We start from the raw sequence: 18,275 nt of genomic DNA, 5'->3' as shown, positions 1-18,275 counted from the left end.
TATCAGTTAACTTTGTTAAGTGTAAATGCGGCGTACCCTGTCACCACCCCGTTCAGGGCGTGAAGCAGGAACGAAAGCGGCCCGCGGGCGGCCAGGAAGGACGGCGGCGGACGTGGACGCCAGACGCACCACGGTGCGCGACATGCGCCGGGCCAACCGCTCGGTCCTGCTCACCCGGATCTGGCTGGACGGCCCGCTCAGCCGGCACGAGCTGGGCCAGTCCACCGCGCTGAGCCTGGCCAGCGTCAGCAACCTGGTCGGCGAGATGATCACCGAGGGCCTGGTCGAGGAGGCCGGCTCGGTCGAGTCCGACGGCGGCCGTCCCCGCGTGCTGCTGCGCGTCGCGCCCGGCTACGGCTACCTCGTCGGCGCCGACGTCGGCGAGACCCGCGTCCAGGTGGAGTTGTTCGACCTGAGCATGACCGCGCTGGCCAAGGCGGAGTACCCGATCGCCGCGGCCGATCCCGATCCCGAGCGGGTCGCCGCTCACCTGCGGCACGGCCTCGCCGCCGTCACCGAGCAGGCGGGCGTCGACCCGGCGGCGGTGCTCGGCTTCGGCGTCGCCGTCGCCGGCACCGTCGAGCGCACCGCCGACGCGGTGGTGCACGCCCAGACGCTCGGCTGGGACGGCGTCCCGCTCGGCGCGATGCTGCGCGCCGGCACCGACGTACCGGTGCACGTGGACAACGGCGCGAAGACGCTCGGCCAGGCCGAGATGTGGTTCGGCGCCGGCCGCGGCGTCCGGCACGCGGTGGTCGCCCTGGTCGGCTCCGGCGTCGGCGCGAGCGTGGTCGCCGACGGCGTCGGCTACCGCGGCGCGCACAGCAGCGCCGGGGAGTGGGGCCACACCACAATCGTGTACGGGGGCCGCCGCTGCCGCTGCGGCAACCTCGGCTGCCTGGAGGCGTACGTCGGTGCGGAGGCGGTGCTGGACCGGTTCCGCCAGGCCAACCGGGGCCGCCCGGCGCCGGGCGCGGACGAGGAGACCGCCTTCGGCGAGCTGCTGCGCTCCACCGGCCGCACCGCCGCGAAGGTGATCGACGAGACGGTCGGCTACCTGGGCGCCGGGGTGGCGAACCTGGTGAACCTGTTCAACCCGGAGCGGGTGGTGCTCGGCGGCTGGGCCGGGCTGGCCCTGGGCGAGCGGTACCTGCCCGCGATCCGCGCGGCGACCGCGCGGCATGCGCTGCGCCAGCCGTACGCGCAGACCTCGATCGAGCTGTGCCGGCTCGGACCGGACGCGGTCGCGATGGGCGCGGCCACCCTGCCGATGACCCGGCTGCTGCGCGACGGCGGCGTGCCCCGCGACCCGGCCGCCCGCCCGGGCCCGGCGTGGGGGCCGGGCCGCCGTCACTGACCTGACCGGCTCTGCCCCCACGCCGGACGACGTCAGCGCTGCCCGCGTACCCGCCGCACGGTGTCGCGGTACCACAGCGCGCTGCGCTTGGGGGTGCGGCGCTGCGTGTCGTAGTCCACCCGGACGATGCCGAACCGCTTGTCGTAGCCGTACGCCCACTCGAAGTTGTCCAGAAGCGACCAGGCGAAGTAGCCGCGCACGTCCGCGCCGGCGGCCCGGGCGCGGGCCACCGCCCGCAGGTGCTCGGTGAGGTAGCCGACCCGGTCGTCGTCGTTCACGAACCCGTCGGCGTCCGGCTTGTCGTCGAACGCGGCGCCGTTCTCGGTGATCACCATGGGCGTGCCCGGGTAGTCGCGGTGCAGCCGCACCAGCAGGTCGGTGAAGGACTCCGGCACGATCTCCCAGTCCATGGCGGTACGCGGCAGGTCGCGGCGGACCACCCGGCGCACCGGCTTGCCGTCGTCGTCGCGGTCGCGGCCCTGCTCGTCCACGCCGGAGTGCAGCTGCCCGAAGTAGTAGTTGACCCCGAGCACGTCGATCGGGGTGGCGATGACGTCCAGGTCGCCCTCCTCCACCGGGATCCGTACCCCCTCGGCGGCCAGGTCCGCCACCACGTCCTGCGGGTACTCCCCGCGCAGCACCGGGTCGAGGTAGAGCCGGTTGGCCAGCCCGTCGGCGGCACGCGCCGCGTCCCGGTCCGCCGCGCTGCCGGTCTCCGGGTCGGCGGTGGACAGGTTCAGCGTCAGGCCCAGCTCGATCGGGGAACGGGCGGCCTCGCGCAGCCGCCGCGTCGCCAGCCCGTGCCCGAGCAGCAGGTGGTGCGCCGCGGCGATGCCGTCGCCCAGGTTCCGCCGGCCCGGGGCGTGGTCGCCGTAGGCGTACCCGAGCATCGCCGAGCACCACGGCTCGTTGAGCGTGGTCCAGGTGCGGACGCGGTCGCCGAGCGCGGCAAAGACCAGCTCCGCGTAGTCGGCGAACCGGTACGCGGTGTCCCGGTTCGGCCAGCCGCCCGCGTCCTCCAGTTCCTGCGGCAGGTCCCAGTGGTACAGCGTCACCCACGGCTCGACGTCGCGGCCGAGCAGCTCGTCCACCAGCCGGTCGTAGAACGCCAGCCCGGCCACGTTGGCCGGACCGCGACCGCCCGGCTGCACCCGCGGCCAGGCCACCGAGAACCGGTACGTGTCCAGCCCCAGGTCCGCGATGAGCGCGACGTCCTGCGGCATCCGGTGGTAGTGGTCGCACGCCACGTCGCCGTGGTCACCGTTGTGGACCGCGCCCGGCACCCGGCAGAACGTGTCCCAGATGGACGGTGTGCGGCCGTCCTCGGCCACCGCGCCCTCGATCTGGTACGACGACGTCGCCACCCCCCACCGGAAGCTCGGCGGCAGCGTGTCGATCGGGTCCGCGCCGGCGACTGACGACGGGCGGGTGAGATCGGTGTCCATGGTTCTCCTCGCGGGTAGCGGGTGGTGGTGTCGGGCGGGTCAGCGGGACGGGGGCGCGACGGCCGGGTGCAGCCGGCACGCGACGGCCCGCGCCGGGTCGTCGACGCGCGGCGCGCCGAGCACCGGCACCTGCTCGTCGCACCCGTCGAACGCCTTCGGGCAGCGGGGGTGGAACGCGCAGCCGGACGGCATGGCGCGCAGGTCCGGCGGGGAGCCGGGGATGCCGGTCAGTTCGCGGCGCGGCCCGTGCAGCGCCGGGAACGAGTGCAGCAACCCCTCGGTGTACGGGTGCAGCGGCTCCCGGTACAGCCGGGCGGCGGGCGCCTCCTCGACGATCCGGCCGCCGTACATGATCGCGATCCGGTCGGAGAACTCCACCAGCAGCGACAGGTCGTGCGTGATGAACAGCACCGCGAAGCCGAGGCGTTCGCGCAGCTCGGCGAGCTGGCCGAGGATCTGCCGCTGCATCACCACGTCCAGCGCGGTGGTCGGTTCGTCCATGATGACCACCTGCGGTTCCAGCGCCAGCGCCATGGCGATCATGACGCGTTGCCGCATGCCGCCGGAGAGCTGGTGCGGGTAGCTGTCCAGCCGGTCGGCGGAGATGCCGACCAGGCGCAGCAGATCCTTCGCGCGGGCCAGCCGGCCCGCCGCGGTGCTCTTGGGCTCGTGCGCCCGGATCACGTCGAGCAGCTGGGTGGAGACCTTGTGCACCGGGTTGAGCGAGTTCATCGCGCCCTGGAACACGATCGACGTCTCCGCCCAGCGGAACTCGCGCAGCTTCGCCGGGCTGAGCGTGAGCACGTCGACCGGCGGGCCGTCGGCCGGGTGGTAGATCACCTGGCCGCCGCTGACCACGCCGGGCGGGGGCAGCAGCCGGGTCAGCCCGTAGGCGAGGGTGGACTTGCCGCTGCCGCTCTCCCCGGCCAGCCCGAGCACCTCGCCACGGTGCAGCGTCAGGTCGACGTCGCGGACCGCGCGGACCGCGTCCGCGCCGATGCCGTAGTCGACGCACAGCCCGCGGATCTCCAGCACCTGGTCGCTCATGAGGTCGCGTCCTCTCCGATGGGGTCCGCCGGCCGCTGCATCGGGACCGGTGCCGGGTTCGGCGCGAGGACCGGGGTGAACCCGACGCGCATGGCGACGGTGCGACCGTCGGCGGTACGGATCCGGGTCCGGCCGCCGGTCCGCAGCCGAGGGCTGACGAACTCGTCGATGCCGAAGTTGATCAGCGCCAGCGCGGTGCCGAGCAGCGCGATGGCCAGCCCGGCCGGGACGAACCACCACCAGGCGCCCTGCGCCAGGGCCTGCTGCCCCTGCGCCCAGAACAGGATCGTGCCCCAGTTCCACGACGTCATCGACGAGACGCCGATGAACGCGAGGGTGATCTCCGACATCACCGCGAAGATGACGGTGCCGACGAAGCCGGAGGCGATGATCGCGGTCAGGTTGGGCAGGATCTCGAACCCGATGATCCGCCAGGTCCGCTCGCCGGTGGCGCGCGCGGCCTCGACGTAGTCGCGGCGGCGCAACGACAGCGTCTGGGCGCGCAGCACCCGGGCGCCCCACGCCCACGACGTGAGGCCGATGATGAGCGCCACCAGCGTGTCACTGGCCTGCTCGACCAGGGACGTGACGATGATGATCAGCGGCAGCGCCGGGATCACCAGGAACACGTTCGACACCGCCGACAGGCCCTCGTCGGCCGCACCGCCCAGGTAGCCGGCGGTCACGCCGATCAGGATGGACAGGATGGTGGCGAGCACGCCGGCGATCAGGCCCACCACCATCACGCTGCGCGCGCCGACCAGGATCTGACTAAAGATGTCCTGCCCGAGGTGGGTGGTGCCGAACCAGTGCCGGGCCGAGGGCGCCTGGAGCACGTCGGCGCTGCGGGCGTCCGGGTCGTACGGCGCGATCCACGGTCCGATCACCGCGAGGAGCACGTACACCCCGAGGACGGCCAGGCCGGTCGCGGCCTTGGCGTTGGCGACGAAGCGGAACCGGCGGCGGCGCGCCCGGGCCGACGGCTGCGCCATCGCCCCCTGGCCGGGGATGACCTGCTCGATGCTGGACGGGGAGAGTGTCATCGCTCAGCTCTTTCGGGTCCGCGGGTCGAGGAGCAGGTACGCCACGTCGGCGAGCAGGTTCGCCACCAGCACCGAGATCGTGATGATCAGGAAGATGCCCTGCATCAGCGGATAGTCCTTCGCGCCGACGGCCTGGAAGAGCTGGAACCCCAGACCCGGGTACGAGAAGACGATCTCCACGAGCAGCGTGCCGCCGACGATGAAGCCCAGCGACAGCGCGAACCCGGACACGTTGGGCAGCAGCGCGTTGCGGGCGGCGTAGCTGAGGGCCACCCGGCGCTCGGACAGCCCCTTGGCGTGCGCCACGGTGATGTAGTCCTCGCTGGCGACGGTGACCATCATGTTGCGCATGCTGAGGATCCAGCCGCTCATCGAGGACACCAGGATGGTCGCGGCGGGCAGGATGCTGTGCTGGAGCGCGCTCGGGATGAAGTACGCGTCGAACGCCGGCACCAGACCCGGCTCGTAGCCGCCGGAGGACGGGAAGAAGCTGCCCGGCCCGGCGAACAGCGCGATCGCGACCAGGCCCAGCCAGAAGTACGGGATCGAGGAGAGGAACGTGGTGGCCGGCAGCAGCCCGTCGATCCACGAGCCGCGCCGCCAGCCCGCGCCCACGCCGAGCGCGGTGCCGAGCAGGAAGCTGACGATCGTGGTGACGCCGACCAGTCCGACCGTCCACGGCAGGCTGCTCCCGATCACCTCCGACACCGGGGCGGGGAAGAACGTGAACGACAGCCCCAGGTCGCCGCGCAGGAGCTGCCCCCAGTAGGCGACGTACTGCTCCCACAGCGAGCGGTCGGAGTCCAGCCCGAACAGCACCCGCAGCGACGCGACCGCGTCGGCGCTGATCCGGCCCTGGTTGCGGGAGATCAACGACTGCACCGGGTCGCCCGGCACCATCCGCGGGATGAAGAAGTTGAGCGTGATCGCCGCCCAGGCGGTGAACAGGTAGAAGGCCACCCGTTGCAGCAGGAACCTCACCGGACCGCCTCCGTTCCGGCCTGCTCGGCGACGGCCTTCTCCGCGGCGACGGTGTCCGCGTCGTACAGCCAGCACGCCGCCCAGTGGCCGGGCGCGTCGTCCACCGGGATCGGCGGCGGCAGGTCGGTGGCACAGCGCGGCATCGCCGCCGGGCAGCGCGGGTGGAACCGGCAGCCGGCCGGCGGGCGGATCAGGCTGGGCGGCTCGCCGTGGCCCCGCTCGCCCTCCGCCGCGCCGTCGCCGCCCGCGCCGGTGATCCGCTCCGGGTCCGGCGCCGAGTCGATCAGCAACCGGGTGTACGGGTGGGCCGGGCGCTGGGTGACGGTCTCGCTGTCGCCGCCCTCGACCATCCGCCCGGCGTACATGACGATCGTCTCGTCGGCGAAGTAGCGGGCCGAGGCGATGTCGTGGGTGATGTAGAGGATCGCCAGGTCGAGCCGGTCCTTGAGGTCCTGGAGCAGGTTGAGCACGCCGAGGCGGATCGACACGTCGAGCATGGACACCGGCTCGTCGGCGAGCAGCACCTCGGGGTCGGCGCCGAGCGCCCGCGCGATCGCCACCCGCTGGCGCTGCCCGCCGGACAGCTCGTGCGGGAACGCGTCGAGGTAGCGCTCCGGCGGGGTGAGCGCGACCCGGGTCAACAGGTCGGCGAGCGCCTTGTCCAGCCCGTCCGGCCCGGCCCCGGCGTTGCCGTGGATGCGCAGCGACCGGGTCAGGTGGTAGCGGACCGTGTGCACCGGGTTCAGCGAGGCGAACGGGTCCTGGAGGATCAGCTGCACCCGGCGCACGTACGCGCGGAACCGGCGCCCGCCGCGGACCCGGGTCGAGCGGCCGTGCAGCCGGATGTCGCCGCCGGTGCGCGGGTAGAGCTGGGCCAGCAGCCGGGCCACCGTGGATTTGCCCGAGCCGGACTCGCCGACGAGCGCTGTCACCCGGCCGCGGCGCAACGCGATCGATACGTCGTCGACGGCGTGCACCACCGCCGGGGTGCGGGAGAGGAGGTCACGCAGCCGCCGGCGGACGGGGAAGTGCTTGGTCAGGCCGACGGCCTCCAGCACCACCTCGTCGGCCGGCGCCGGTGCGCTCTCGGTCAACGTCATGCCGAATTCCTGTCTGGGGTTGCCGAAGCGAGGGGCGGGCGCCGCCGGCCCGGCCGGGCGATCGTGGCCGGGCCGGCGGCGCCGGGTCAGCCGTTGGCCGGCTTGAGGTGCAGCACCACGTCCACCGCGTTGGGCTGGGTGGGCTGGAGCGCGCCGTACGGGTTCGAGTCGTCCGGCCAGCCGGTCCAGTTCTTCGTGCTGTACGCGCCGCCGATGTTGTCCGCGCCCACCGGGATCATCGGCATCTGCTCGACGAAGATCTTCTGCAGGGTGGCCAGCGCGGTGGTGCGGGTGGCGTCGTCGGTGGCGTTGGCGTACGACACCAGCGCGTCGGTCGCCTCCTTGCTCTGGAACCGGCCGAAGTTGCCGGCGGGCGAGGCGGTGCCGACCGGCTTGAGCACCCGGCCGTCCATGACGGTCCGGTAGATGTCGTACGGCGTGGCGCCGCTCTCGGTCCACCGGAACGTGGCCTCGAAGTTGCCCTGCTCGACGTTGCGGAACCAGGCGTCCTGGTTGGCCTTGTCGACTGTGGCCGCGATGCCGATCTTCGCCAGGTTGCCCTTCACGATCTCCAGGCTGGTCTGGTAGTCGGACCAGCCGGCCGGGTCGGTGAGCCGGATCGTGACCGGCTTGCCGCTGCGGTCCTTCAACGTGTTGCCGTCGAGCTTGTAGCCGGCGCCGGTGAGCAGCGCCTTGGCGCCCTCGACGTCGACCTTGTGCTCCTGGCCCTTGTACTCGGGCGCGATGAACGAGTCACCGGCCGGGCTGGGCAGGCCGGTCACGCTCTTGACCTCGGGGTGGAAGTAGCCGGCCTCCGCGGTGGTGAAGATGTCCGCCCGGTCGACGACCATGTTCATGGCCTTGCGCAGCGTCGGGTCGTCGAACGGCTTCTTCGTGGTGTTCAGGTAGAGGCCGTGGATGCCCAGCACCGGCGGCGCCCACATCTTGTGGTTCTTCTGGTCCTTGGCCACGAACACCGTCTGGTAGTTCGGGATGAAGACGAAGCTCCACTCCGACTCGCCGTTCGCCAGCGCGGTGGTCTGCGCGCTGTTGTCGGTGTACGAGGTGTACCGCAACTCCTTGACCTTCGGCGCGTCCTGCCAGTAGCCGCTGTCGCGTACCGCGAGCGTCATGCTCGCCGGGGTGAACGACTTCAGCGTGTACGGGCCGCTGCCGACCGGCTGCTTAACCGGGTCGCTCGCCGGGTCGGCGATCTTCTCCCACAGGTGCTTGGGCACGATCGGCACCCGCCACAGCACCTTCTGCTGGTTGACGAACTGCGGGCTGGCCATCGAGATGGTGACCTCGTTGCCGCTCGCGGTCGCGTCGGTGTACGGCACGCCCTGATCGTTGAGGGCCGGGAACTTCTTCACCAGGTTGTAGGTGAACGCGACGTCCTCGGCGGTGACCTTCTGCCCGTCGGACCAGGTGGCGTTGTCCCGGATGGTCACCTTGACCGTCTTGTAGTCCGACGACCACTCGGCCTTGGTGGCCAGCCACGGCTTGAACGGCTCGGCCGGCTTGACCGGGTTCCACATCATCAGCGGCTCGTAGATCTGCCACCGGTAGCCGAGCGACGCGGCGGCCGAGGTGGTGAGGAACGGGTTGTTGTTCTCCGCCTGCGGGCCGTTGGGCATGCCGACGTTCAGCACAGTCGCGGCCTGGCCGCTCTTCTTGTTCGCGTTCGGGCTGTCGCCGCAGGCGGCGGCGCCGGTGACCATCGCGCCGGCCAGCGCGAGGGCGAGGAGTTGCCGTCTTCTCATGGAGGTCTCCCTCGGTGGTCCCGCGATCCTCGGGCGGGATGTGGTGGATGGAGGGTGTGCGGTGGTGCCACCGGCGGGCGGGCCCGCCGGCGTGGTCGCCGGGTGCGGCGGGGTGGGTCAGGTGACGCGTGTCGAGTCGCGGGCGGTGAAGCCGGTCGGGATGACGGTCGGGGTGTCCGGCAGCGGGGTGCCGGTGAGGTGGCCGATGAGCAGGCGGGCGGCGGCCGTACCCATCTCCCGCAGTGGCTGGCGCACGGAGCTCAGCGGCGGGTGGGTGTGCCCGGCCAGCGGCAGGTCGTCGAAGCCGACCACCGCCACGTCCTGCGGGACGCGCCGCCCGGCGTCGCGCAGCGCCTGCAACGCCCCGGCGGCCGACAGGTCGTTGTGGGCGAAGACGGCGTCGAACGGCACGCCGTCGGCGAGCAGCCGCCGCACCGCCGAGCGCCCGCACTCGAAGGTGAAGTCGCCCTCCACCACCCGGTCCGGCTCGATCGGTACGCCCGCGTCGGTGTAGGCGCCGGCGAACCCGGCGAGCCGCTCCCGGGTGCAGCCGAACTGCCGCAGGCCGGTGACGACGAGTGGCCGCCGCCGGCCGAGCGCCAGCAGGTGCGCGGCGGCGGCCCGCGCGCCCGCCTCGTTGGTGGTCCGCACCGACGGGAAGCCGGGCTGGTGGCCCCGGTCGTCGATGAGGATGACCGGCAGGCCACGCCGGTGCAGCTCGGTGATGTAGTCGAGCGTCCCCTCCGGTTCGACCACGAGCAGGCCGTCGAACGACTTGGCCGACACCTGGGAGGCGAACCGGCGCATCGACTCGTCGCCGTGGGTGCAGGTGAACAGCAGCATGCCGTAGCCGGCGGCCTCGACCACGTCGGCCGCGCCCTGGAGGACCTCGCCCATCCAGGGCCAGGTCAGCGCGGGGACCAGCATCCCGACCACCCGGGTACGCCCACGGGCCAGCCCGACCGCGCGGGCGCTCGGCACGTACCCGAGGTCGCTGATCACGGCCCGGACCCGGTCGGCGGTGCGCACGTGCACCTCGCCCTTGCCGTTGAGCACCCGGGAGACCGTCGTCTTGCTCACCCCGGCGCGGGTGGCGACGTCGGCGATGGTGATCGGCACGTGACGCTCCCGGGTCGCAGGGATGAGCGGAGTGTTTCGGAACCGGTTGCGGAAGCGGTTCCGTGGCAGTCAACCCAAGTGGCGCGGCTCACGTCAATCACAGACGGATAACGATGCATTGCTAAGTTCGAGCTTTGAAAAAAGTGCCCGTGCAGGGGGTCTGCCGATCAGGGCGTTGAGCAGGGTCGATGCCGTCCGGCCGGACCGTCCTCCATCCGAAGTGGAGGTTCAGGGACGCGCGTACACGTCGCCGGAGTTGGCTTCGTCCGGCAGCGCGCCCAGGTATGCGGCCACCTCGGCGGCCGGGCGCCAGCTGGGCAGCGCGAACTCCATCTCGTCACCGATCGCCACCGTGAACCGGGTGAAGCCGAGCGCGGTGAGCCGGTCCAGGCAGCGCGCCGCCGCCACCCGGGCGATGGTGGTGAACTCGAACGACAACGCCGGGACCGGCCGGCTCAGCCCGGCCAGCACGGCGTCCTCGAAGCCCTCCACGTCGATCTTCACGAACGCCGGTACGCCGTACGCGGCCACGAGCGCGTCCAGTGTGGTGCCCGGCACCTCGATCTGCGCGTCCCAGGTCTCACCCGCCCAGCCGGGCGCGCCGTCGGCGGCGCGGACGAACCCGGGGGAGGCGGTGGAGACCGTCGGGTTGGCCGAGTTGACGTGCAGTCGCACCGGGCCGCCCGCACGCCCGCAGGCCGCCTCCACCACTGTCACCGCAGCGTCGCCCGCGTACATCTCGCGCAGCGCCCGGGCGCACAGCGGCTGCGGCTCGACCGCCACCACTGTCGCGCCGAGCCGGCGGAAGCTGCCCAGCCGGTCGCCCACGTGCGCGCCGACGTCGAAGACCAGGTCACCGGCGCGGACCAGCGGGGCGTAGAACGCGTCGAGGGCGGCGTCGCGAGCCGGGTCGCCGTGGTAGAACTCCAGCGATCGGCGCAGACCGGACATCGCCGGGTCCGCCTTGAGCGTCTCGATCACCCCGTCCCGCACACCCCCGACGCTAGCCGCCGCGCCTTGATGGCGAGCCGCATTCGCGTCCGTGAGGCAACCACCCCATCCTCCTAGGATGCAGTAGAGGTGGTGCGCCCGGATCGGCCCGGCAGATCTTGGTAGAAAACGGCCCTTATAGGGGCCACTTCCTACCAAGATCTGCCGCGGTCCCGGTGACCGGAACGCGGATCCCGCCAGTCAAGACGTGCGCTCGTTGACCGAGGCGCCCCACCATGGGTGGAACCTCATGGGTGTCAAACACGGGCGGAGACACCCATGAGGTTCCACCCGCTCACGCGTGGCGGGGGAAAGGGCTGGGCGCGGCGAGGGCTGACGGTCGGGCCCGTCGGTGTGGTTACGGCGTTTCGACGACCTCCTGGCCGAGCGGCCACAGCGCCGCCGGGACCAGCTTGAAGTTGGCCACCCCGAACGGGATGCCGATGATCGTCACGCAGAGCGCGATCCCGGCGAGGATGTGCGAGAGGGCCAGCCACCAACCGGCCAGCACCAGCCAGAGCACGTTCGCCAGTCCGGAGGGGAGCCCGGCGCCGGGCTTCGACACGAGGGTGCGGCCGAACGGCCACAGCGAGTACGAGGCGAGCCGCAGTGAGGCGACGCCGAAGGGGATGGTGACGACGAGGACGAAGCAGATCAGGGCGGCGATGCCGTAGCCGAGGGCCAGGACGAAGCCGCCACCGAAGACGAGCCATAACAGGTTCAGCAGAAAGCGGATCACCACTCCATGATCCCTCGCGTCCGCAAGCGCGGGGCGGCCTGGGAATACCGGTGTGGATGCCGGGTAGAGGAGGGCGTGACCGAGCCCGAGCCGTCGTGCCTGTGGCGTTCGGGCGGGCGGGCGCTGCCGTGACCCCGGTGGCTCCGGCGGCGCGCCGCGAGTTCCGGGAGGCGTACGAGCGGCTGCGCCGGTACTTCATCGTGGCCCTCCAGGCGGGTCTGGCCGCCGGTCTGGCCTGGTACGTGGCCAGCACGCTGCTCAAGAACCCGCAGCCGCTGTTCGCGCCGGCGGCAGCGGTGGGCACCATCGCCGCGGCGATCGGCAACCGGATCCGGCGCACCGCCGAGCTGCTCGGCGGCGTGATCCTCGGTGTGCTGGTCGGCGACCTCATCATCAAGGTGATCGGGGCCGGACCGGTGCAGACCGGCCTGGTGGTCGCGTTCGCAATCTCGCTGGCGGTGGTGATCCGGGGCAGCGGCGCCGTGATGGTGCAGGCCGGCAGCACCGCGGTCCTGCTGGGCACGGTGGAGCCCAACGCGCCGGACCTGGCCGTGCCGCGGACGGCGAACGCGCTGGTGGGCGGCGGGGTGGCGGTGGTGGTGGCGTTGCTGTTGCTGCCGCTGAATCCGGTCCGGGTGGTGCACCGCGCGGCCGGGCCCACGCTGGACCTGTTCGCCAAGGAGCTGACGGCGACGGCGAAGGCGCTCGCCGCCCGGGACGCCGGGGAGGCCGAGGCGGCGCTGGGCCGGCTGGAGGCGGCCGAGGCCGAGCGGAAGCAGACCACCGAGATCGTCGCGGCGGCCCGGGAGGTGACGGCGTTGTCGCCGTGGCGGTGGCGGCGCCGGGCCCAGTTGCGCCGCTACGAGAACGCCGCCGCCCACCTGGAGCTGGCGTACACGAACAGCCGCAACATGGTCCGCCGGGTGGTGGCGTTGCTGGAGGCCGGGGAGCCGGTTCCGCCGGCCCTGCCGGCCGCGGTCGAGGCGTTCGGGCAGTCGCTGCGGCTGCTGCACCGTGACTTCCTGGCCGGGCGGCCGCCGGACATCGCCCGTACCCGGGCGCGGGACGCCGCGCGGGAGGCCGGCCGGGCGCGTGCCGCCGGTCTCGGTTTCTCCGGCACGATCGTGGCCTCGCAGCTGTTCATCGTGGTCGGCGAGTTGCTGCGGGCGTCCGGCATGACCAAGATCGAAGCGGACCGGATGGCCGGCGTCTGCGAGCATCGACCGGACTCCCGCCCGGACCCAAACGACCGTTAAGCTTCGGCTGTGGGAATCGAGGAACTGTACCCCGCCGGGCGACTGACCGCGGCCCAGCGCGCCACCGCCGCGGCGGGCCTGGACGCGCTGCTGCTCACCCCGGGTTCCGACCTGCGCTACCTGACCGGCTACGACGCCCGCGAGGGGGAGCGGCTGACCTGCCTGGTCCTGCCCGCCGAGGGCGAGCCGACGCTGGTCGTGCCGGTGCTGGAACGGCCGGACGCCGAGGCCGCGCCCGGCGCCGGGTACCGGATCGTCGACCACGCCGACGGCACCGACCCGTGGCCGCTGGTGCGCGCGGCGCTACCCGGCCCGGTCCGCGCCGTCGGTCTGGCCGACCGGATGTGGGCACAGCAGGTCCTCGCGCTGCGCGACGCGCTGCCCGGCGCTGCCCAGCGGCTCGCCTCCGACGTGCTGCGGGAGATGCGGATCCGCAAGTCGCCGGCCGAGGTGGCCGCGCTGGCCGAGGCGGGCGCCGCGATCGACGCGGTGCACCTGCGGATGGGGGAGTGGCTGCGCCCTGGCCGCACCGAGCGGGAGGTCGCCGCCGACCTCGCCGCCGCGATCCGGGCCGCCGGGCACGCCGCTGTCGACTTCGTCATCGTGGCCGCCGGCCCGAACGGCGCGAGCCCGCACCACGGCACCTCGGACCGCCCGATCGGCGTGGGCGAGCCGGTGGTGGTCGACATCGGCGGCACCATGCCGTCGGGCTACCGCTCCGACTGCACCCGCACGTACGTCGCCGGCGGCCCCGCCCCGGCCGAGTTCGTGGACTACTACGCGGTGCTGCGGGAGGCGCAGCGCGCCGCGGTGGCCGCCGTCGCGCCGGGCGTGACCGCCGAGGCCCTCGACGCGGTCGCCCGCGACGTGATCGGCGCCGCCGGTTTCGGCGACGCCTTCCTGCACCGCACCGGCCACGGCATCGGCCTCGACGGCCACGAGGAGCCGTACGTGGTGACGGGCAACCCCCGGCCGCTTCAGGCCGGCATGGCTTTCTCGGTCGAACCCGGGATCTATCTCGCCGGGCGGCACGGAGCCCGGATCGAGGACATCGTCGTCTGCACGACGGACGGCGGGCAACGGCTCAACACCACCCCCACGGAGCTCATCGCGCTATGAACGTCGACCGGATCCTGCCCACCGACGAGGCCCACGACCTGCTGGACCTCGCCACCGAACTCGCCGACCGGGAACTGGCCCCCAAGGCCGCCGGTTTCGAGGAGCGCGCCGAGTTCCCCCGGGAGGTGCTGCGCACCCTGGGCCGGGCCGGCCTGCTCGGCCTGCCGTACGCGGAGGAGCACGGCGGCGCCGCCCAGCCGTACGAGGTGTACCTCCAGGTGCTGGAGATCCTCGCCAGCCGGTGGCTGGCGGTGGCCGAGGCGGTCAGCGTGCACACGCTGTCCTGCTACCCGCTGGCCCAGTTCGGCACCGACGAGCAGCGCAAACTACTGCCGGACATGATCGGCGGGGAGCTGCTCGGTGCGTACTGTCTATCCGAGCCGCAGGGTGGCTCGGACGCGGCGGCCCTGACCACGCGGGCGGTGCGCGACGGCGACGCGTACGTGGTGACCGGCACCAAGGCGTGGATCACGCACGCCCGGGTGGCCGACTTCTACAACATCTTCTGCCGCACCGGCGGCCCCGGCCCGAAGGGCATTTCCTGCCTGCTGGCCGACCGGTCCACGCCGGGCATCCACCCGCAGGCCGCCGAGCGCACCATGGGGCTGCACGCCTCCCCGATCGCGCAGATCGCCTTCGACGACGCCCGGGTGCCGGCGGAGCGGCTGGTCGGCGGCGAGGGCGCCGGGTTCGCCATCGCGATGTCCGCGCTGGACTCCGGCCGCCTGGGCATCGCCGCGTGCGCTGTGGGCCTGGCCCAGGGCGCGCTGGACTACGCGGTCGGCTACGCCCGGGAGCGCCGCCAGTTCGGCCGGGCGATCATCGACTTCCAGGGGCTCGGGTTCAACCTGGCCGACGCCGCCACCCAGATCTCGGCCGCGCGGGCGCTCACGCTCGCCGCCGCGCGGCTGCGTGACGCCGGACGCCCGTACTCGATCGAGGCGGCCAAGGCGAAGCTGTTCGCCACGGACGTGGCGATGCGGGTGACCACCGACGCGGTGCAGGTGCTCGGCGGCGCCGGGTACGTCGCCGACCATCCGGTCGAGCGGTACATGCGTGAGGCCAAGGTGCTCCAGATCGTCGAGGGCACCAACCAGATCCAGCGACTGGTCATCTCCCGCGCGCTGGCGAAGGGCTAGCCTGTCGCGGTGACCTTCCCCCGGATCACCGTGGACCCCGACGTCATGGGGGGTGCGCCCTGCGTACGGCAGTCGCGCATCCCCGTGGCCACCCTGCTGGCCATGATGGCCGAGGGCATGTCCGTCACGGACATCCTCACCGACCTGCCGTTCCTGGACGAGGAGGACATGGCGGAGGTGCTGAACTTCGCCGCGGACGCGGTGCGCGACCGGACGGCCCGCTGAGCGTCACCGCGGCGGGCCGGGTGCGGCGTGGGAGCGCTTTTCCGGCTACTGTGCAGCGCGTGGAGGAGATCGACCGTGCCATCGTCGCCGCGCTGACCGGGGACGGTCGGCTGTCGTACACGGATCTGGCCGAGCGGGTGGGCCTGTCGGTGTCGGCCGTGCACCAGCGGGTCCGCCGGCTGGAGCAGCGCGGTGTGATCAAGGGGTACGTCGCCCGTGTGTCGTTCGAGGCGTTGGACCTGCCGCTGACCGCGTTCGTGGCGATCCGGCCGTTCGACCCGTCGCAGCCGGACGACGCGCCGGAGCGGCTGGCGCACCTGCCCGAGATCGACTCGTGCTACTCGGTGGCGGGGGAGGACTTCTATCTCCTGCTGGTGCGGGTGGCCGGTCCGGCCGATCTGGAGCGGGTGCTCCAGGAGATCCGCACGGCCGCGAACGTCACCACGCGCACGACGGTGGTGCTGTCGACGCCGTACGAGAACCGGCCGCCGAAGATCAGTGGCGAGCTGACCGGTCGGGGGCGTCCCCGTCCGTCGGCGGAGCCGGCAGGTTCCACCGCCTGATCACCCGCCGGCCGTGCTCGTGACCGAGCACGCTGAGCGTGGCGGTGTCCAGCCGCAGCAACGCGCCGGCCGAGGGCGGCAGCCCGATCCAGCGGGCCCCGAGCACGCGCAGGCTGTGCCCGTGCCCGACGAGCGCGACGTCGCCTTCCTCGAGCAGCGGGGCGACCCGGTCCAGGACACGGTCCAGGCGTGCGCCGACCTGCTCCGGGGACTCGCCGCCGGGACCGCCGTCGGTCCAGATCGTCCAGCCGGGCCGTTCGGCCTGGATGTCCGCGGTGGTGCGGCCCTCGTACTCGCCGTAGTGCCACTCGGCCAGGTCGGGCTCGATCGCGTCCACGGTGAGCCCGGCCAGGGCGGCGGTGCGGGTGGCGCGCTGCCGGGGGCTGGACAGGACCCGCGCGAAACGCCGGCCGGCGAGCAGCGGAGCCAGCGCGCCTGCCTGCCGCTCGCCGTCGGCTGTCAGCTCCAGGTCGGTGTACGAGGTGTGCCGGTGGGCGGCGCTCCACGTTGTCTCGCCGTGCCGGATCAGCAGGATCTCGTTCACCGGCCCAGTCAACCATGGTCGGGCGGCGTCGGCCGGGCGTCGAACCTTCAACCTATTGTCCTAGGACGCACTACGCGATGTGCGCCGGTCAACGGCGTTTCACACGACAGTCACCGGGGACGCGACAAGGGCAAGGCGTAGCCGGACGAGGGAGGGCGACATGAGCTTCACCGACAAGGCGAAGAACAAGGCCCAGGAGATGAGCGGCATGGCCAAGGAGCGCATCGGCGACGTGACCGACAACGAACGGTTGCGGGCCGAGGGCGCCTCCGAGCAGAGCACGGCGCGCGCCCGGCAGGCCGGGGAGCACGCCAAGCAGGCGGGCCGCGACGTCAAGGACGCCTTCAACAAGTGAGTACGCGAACGGCGGGCCACCTCATCGCAGAGGTGGCCCGCCGTCGTGGCGCTGGGGCCGGGATCAGTCGTCGCGGTGCGCGAGCCACCAGGCCTGGCCGGCCTCGGGCAGCATATCGATCGGGTCGTAGTAGGCGTAGCGCTTGTTCAGCGCCTCCAGGTCGGCCGATTCGATCGAGGTGCGGTAGTTCTTCGTCCAGTAGGAGATGCCGCGCTCACGGTCGTAGTCGGTGAGCATGTGCACCCAGCGCTTGCCGACGAACGGCACGTCGCAGACGATCCGCGGGGTGGCGTAGCCGGGCAGGTAGCCCATGATGTCGTGCTGGAGCTGCTGGGCGTGCCAGACGGGGACGCGCCAGTGCTCGGCGTTGGGGATCATGTCGCACATGTAGAAGTAGTACGGCAGGATGCCCGCCTCGCCCTGGAGCGCGAAGCAGAGGTCGAGCAGGTCGGCGCTGGTGGCGTTGACGCCGCGCATGAGCACGCCCTGGTTGCGGACGTCGCGTACGCCGACGTCGAGCGCGGTCTGGGCGGCCTTGGCGACGAGCGGGGTCAGCGACTGGGCGTGGTTGACGTGGGTGTGGATGGCCAGGTTGACGCCGCGGCGGGCGGCGGTGCGGGCGACCCGTTCGAGGCCCTCGACCACGTCGGGCTGGAGCCAGTGCTGGGGCAGGCCCATGAGCGCCTTGGTGGCGAGCCGGATGTCGCGGATCGTCTCGATCTCCAGCAGCCGCATCAGGTACGACTCGAGGTTGCGCCACGGCACGTTGGCGACGTCGCCACCGGAGACCACCACGTCGCGTACGCCGGGGTGGGCCTTGAGGTAGGTGATGTGGGCGTCGTAGCGGTCGACGGGCTTGAGGGTGAGCTTGAGCTTGTCGACGGCGGGGGTGGAGTTGCCGACGAGGTCCATGCGGGTGCAGTGGCCGCAGTACTGCGGGCAGGTGGAGAGCAGCTCGGCGAGGACCTTGGTGGGGTAGCGGTGGGTGAGGCCCTCGGCGACCCACATGTCGTGTTCGTGGAGGCTGTCGCGGCTGGCGTACGGGTGTGAGGGCCAGTCGGTGCGCCGGTCGGAGGCGACCGGGATCATGTAGCGGCGGATCGGGTCGGCGAGCAGCGCCTCGGTGCTCATCGGCTGATGCGGCACCATGGTGTTGAGCATCTGCGGCGGCACCAGCATGGACATGGTGGCCAGGGCCTTCTGGTCGGCCTCCAGGTCGGCGTAGAAGGTCTCGTCGACGGTGTCGCCGAGGACGGCGCGGAGCTGCTTGATGTTCTTGACGCAGTTGACCCGCTGCCACTGGGCGCTCTCCCACTGGTCGCGGGTGATGTGGCGCCAGCCGGGGAAGCGGGTCCAGTCGGGTTCGACGAGGGGCGCGCGGCGGTATTCGTAGGGCTGTCCGGCGGCCGGGACGGTGGCCGGCGCGTGGCGGGGCGTCGGGATGGTCTCCACCGGTTGGGTCTGGGTCACGGCCCCTCCTCGTCACTGTG

18 protein-coding genes are annotated in these 18,275 nt (G+C 72.4%); 7 read left to right on the top strand and 11 right to left on the bottom strand.

Going from position 1 to position 18,275, the window contains the following annotated elements:
- The first annotated feature begins 112 nt into the window (after window positions 1–112).
- A complete protein-coding gene (locus tag GA0070562_RS26075; protein WP_091426981.1) occupies window positions 113–1,357 on the top strand; it encodes an ROK family transcriptional regulator in 1,245 nt (414 codons plus the stop codon).
- 32 nt (window positions 1,358–1,389) lie between these two features.
- On the opposite strand, the gene GA0070562_RS26070 is transcribed toward GA0070562_RS26075, so the two are convergent.
- The 9 genes from GA0070562_RS26070 to GA0070562_RS26030 all read right to left on the bottom strand — a co-directional run bounded on the left by GA0070562_RS26070 (window position 1,390) and on the right by GA0070562_RS26030 (window position 11,584).
- A complete protein-coding gene (locus GA0070562_RS26070) occupies window positions 1,390–2,802 on the bottom strand; it encodes a GH1 family beta-glucosidase (RefSeq protein WP_091426980.1) in 1,413 nt (470 codons plus the stop codon).
- Between the two features lie 39 nt (window positions 2,803–2,841).
- Window positions 2,842–3,849 (bottom strand): ABC transporter ATP-binding protein, encoded by a 1,008-nt coding sequence (locus GA0070562_RS26065; RefSeq protein ID WP_091426979.1) that lies wholly within the window; start codon window positions 3,847–3,849, stop codon window positions 2,842–2,844.
- Window positions 3,846–4,892 (bottom strand): ABC transporter permease, encoded by a 1,047-nt coding sequence (locus GA0070562_RS26060; protein WP_175438878.1) that lies wholly within the window; start codon window positions 4,890–4,892, stop codon window positions 3,846–3,848. Before GA0070562_RS26060 ends, GA0070562_RS26065 begins: the two co-directional genes overlap by 4 nt.
- 3 nt (window positions 4,893–4,895) lie before the next feature.
- Window positions 4,896–5,873, bottom strand: a complete 978-nt coding sequence (locus GA0070562_RS26055; protein ID WP_013476848.1) for an ABC transporter permease — start codon at window positions 5,871–5,873, stop codon at window positions 4,896–4,898.
- Window positions 5,870–6,973, bottom strand: a complete 1,104-nt coding sequence (locus tag GA0070562_RS26050; RefSeq protein WP_091426978.1) for an ABC transporter ATP-binding protein — start codon at window positions 6,971–6,973, stop codon at window positions 5,870–5,872. The genes GA0070562_RS26055 and GA0070562_RS26050 overlap by 4 nt, the downstream gene beginning before the upstream one ends.
- 86 nt (window positions 6,974–7,059) lie before the next feature.
- Complete coding sequence (locus tag GA0070562_RS26045) at window positions 7,060–8,736, bottom strand: ABC transporter substrate-binding protein (protein WP_091426977.1); 1,677 nt, start codon at window positions 8,734–8,736, stop codon at window positions 7,060–7,062.
- Window positions 8,737–8,853: 117 nt separating this feature from the next.
- The gene (locus GA0070562_RS26040; RefSeq protein ID WP_091426976.1) at window positions 8,854–9,855 is read right to left on the bottom strand and encodes a LacI family DNA-binding transcriptional regulator; all 1,002 of its coding nucleotides are present in this window, start codon (window positions 9,853–9,855) and stop codon (window positions 8,854–8,856) included.
- Window positions 9,856–10,083: 228 nt separating this feature from the next.
- Window positions 10,084–10,806 carry an FkbM family methyltransferase gene (locus GA0070562_RS26035; RefSeq protein ID WP_175438884.1) on the bottom strand — a complete coding sequence of 241 codons (723 nt, stop codon included), beginning with the start codon at window positions 10,804–10,806 and terminating at the stop codon, window positions 10,084–10,086.
- Between the two features lie 397 nt (window positions 10,807–11,203).
- On the bottom strand, window positions 11,204–11,584 hold the full coding sequence (locus GA0070562_RS26030) for a YccF domain-containing protein (RefSeq protein WP_175438877.1): 381 nt from the start codon (window positions 11,582–11,584) through the stop codon (window positions 11,204–11,206).
- A 95-nt stretch (window positions 11,585–11,679) separates the two neighbouring features.
- Between GA0070562_RS26030 and GA0070562_RS26025 the strand changes: the two genes are divergently transcribed.
- Genes GA0070562_RS26025 through GA0070562_RS26005 form a run of 5 tightly spaced genes read left to right on the top strand, consistent with a single transcriptional unit; the run spans window position 11,680 to window position 15,886 of the window.
- Window positions 11,680–12,840 carry an FUSC family protein gene (locus GA0070562_RS26025; RefSeq protein ID WP_254663872.1) on the top strand — a complete coding sequence of 387 codons (1,161 nt, stop codon included), beginning with the start codon at window positions 11,680–11,682 and terminating at the stop codon, window positions 12,838–12,840.
- Window positions 12,841–12,849: 9 nt separating this feature from the next.
- A complete protein-coding gene (locus tag GA0070562_RS26020) occupies window positions 12,850–13,959 on the top strand; it encodes a M24 family metallopeptidase (RefSeq protein WP_091426973.1) in 1,110 nt (369 codons plus the stop codon).
- Complete coding sequence (locus tag GA0070562_RS26015) at window positions 13,956–15,098, top strand: acyl-CoA dehydrogenase family protein (RefSeq protein WP_091426972.1); 1,143 nt, start codon at window positions 13,956–13,958, stop codon at window positions 15,096–15,098. The genes GA0070562_RS26020 and GA0070562_RS26015 overlap by 4 nt, the downstream gene beginning before the upstream one ends.
- Window positions 15,099–15,107: 9 nt before the next feature.
- Window positions 15,108–15,323: a DUF433 domain-containing protein gene (locus GA0070562_RS26010; RefSeq protein WP_091426971.1), complete on the top strand. Its 216-nt coding sequence runs from the start codon at window positions 15,108–15,110 to the stop codon at window positions 15,321–15,323.
- A gap of 59 nt (window positions 15,324–15,382) precedes the next feature.
- Window positions 15,383–15,886: an Lrp/AsnC family transcriptional regulator gene (locus tag GA0070562_RS26005; RefSeq protein WP_091427090.1), complete on the top strand. Its 504-nt coding sequence runs from the start codon at window positions 15,383–15,385 to the stop codon at window positions 15,884–15,886.
- Here the strand turns inward: GA0070562_RS26005 and GA0070562_RS26000 are convergent.
- Window positions 15,819–16,430 (bottom strand): histidine phosphatase family protein, encoded by a 612-nt coding sequence (locus GA0070562_RS26000; protein WP_091426970.1) that lies wholly within the window; start codon window positions 16,428–16,430, stop codon window positions 15,819–15,821. The genes GA0070562_RS26005 and GA0070562_RS26000 overlap by 68 nt on opposite strands.
- 160 nt (window positions 16,431–16,590) lie before the next feature.
- On the opposite strand from GA0070562_RS26000, the gene GA0070562_RS25995 reads away from it, so the two are divergent.
- Window positions 16,591–16,785, top strand: a complete 195-nt coding sequence (locus GA0070562_RS25995) for a CsbD family protein (protein WP_073829538.1) — start codon at window positions 16,591–16,593, stop codon at window positions 16,783–16,785.
- Window positions 16,786–16,848: 63 nt separating this feature from the next.
- Here the strand turns inward: GA0070562_RS25995 and GA0070562_RS25990 are convergent, their stop codons facing one another.
- Window positions 16,849–18,255 carry a KamA family radical SAM protein gene (locus GA0070562_RS25990; protein WP_091426969.1) on the bottom strand — a complete coding sequence of 469 codons (1,407 nt, stop codon included), beginning with the start codon at window positions 18,253–18,255 and terminating at the stop codon, window positions 16,849–16,851.
- Window positions 18,256–18,275: the final 20 nt, after the last annotated feature.

Origin of the sequence: Micromonospora tulbaghiae, from assembly GCF_900091605.1 — a bacterium.
Taxonomy (GTDB): domain Bacteria; phylum Actinomycetota; class Actinomycetes; order Mycobacteriales; family Micromonosporaceae; genus Micromonospora; species Micromonospora tulbaghiae.
This window is presented reverse-complemented; position numbering and strand designations above follow the sequence as displayed.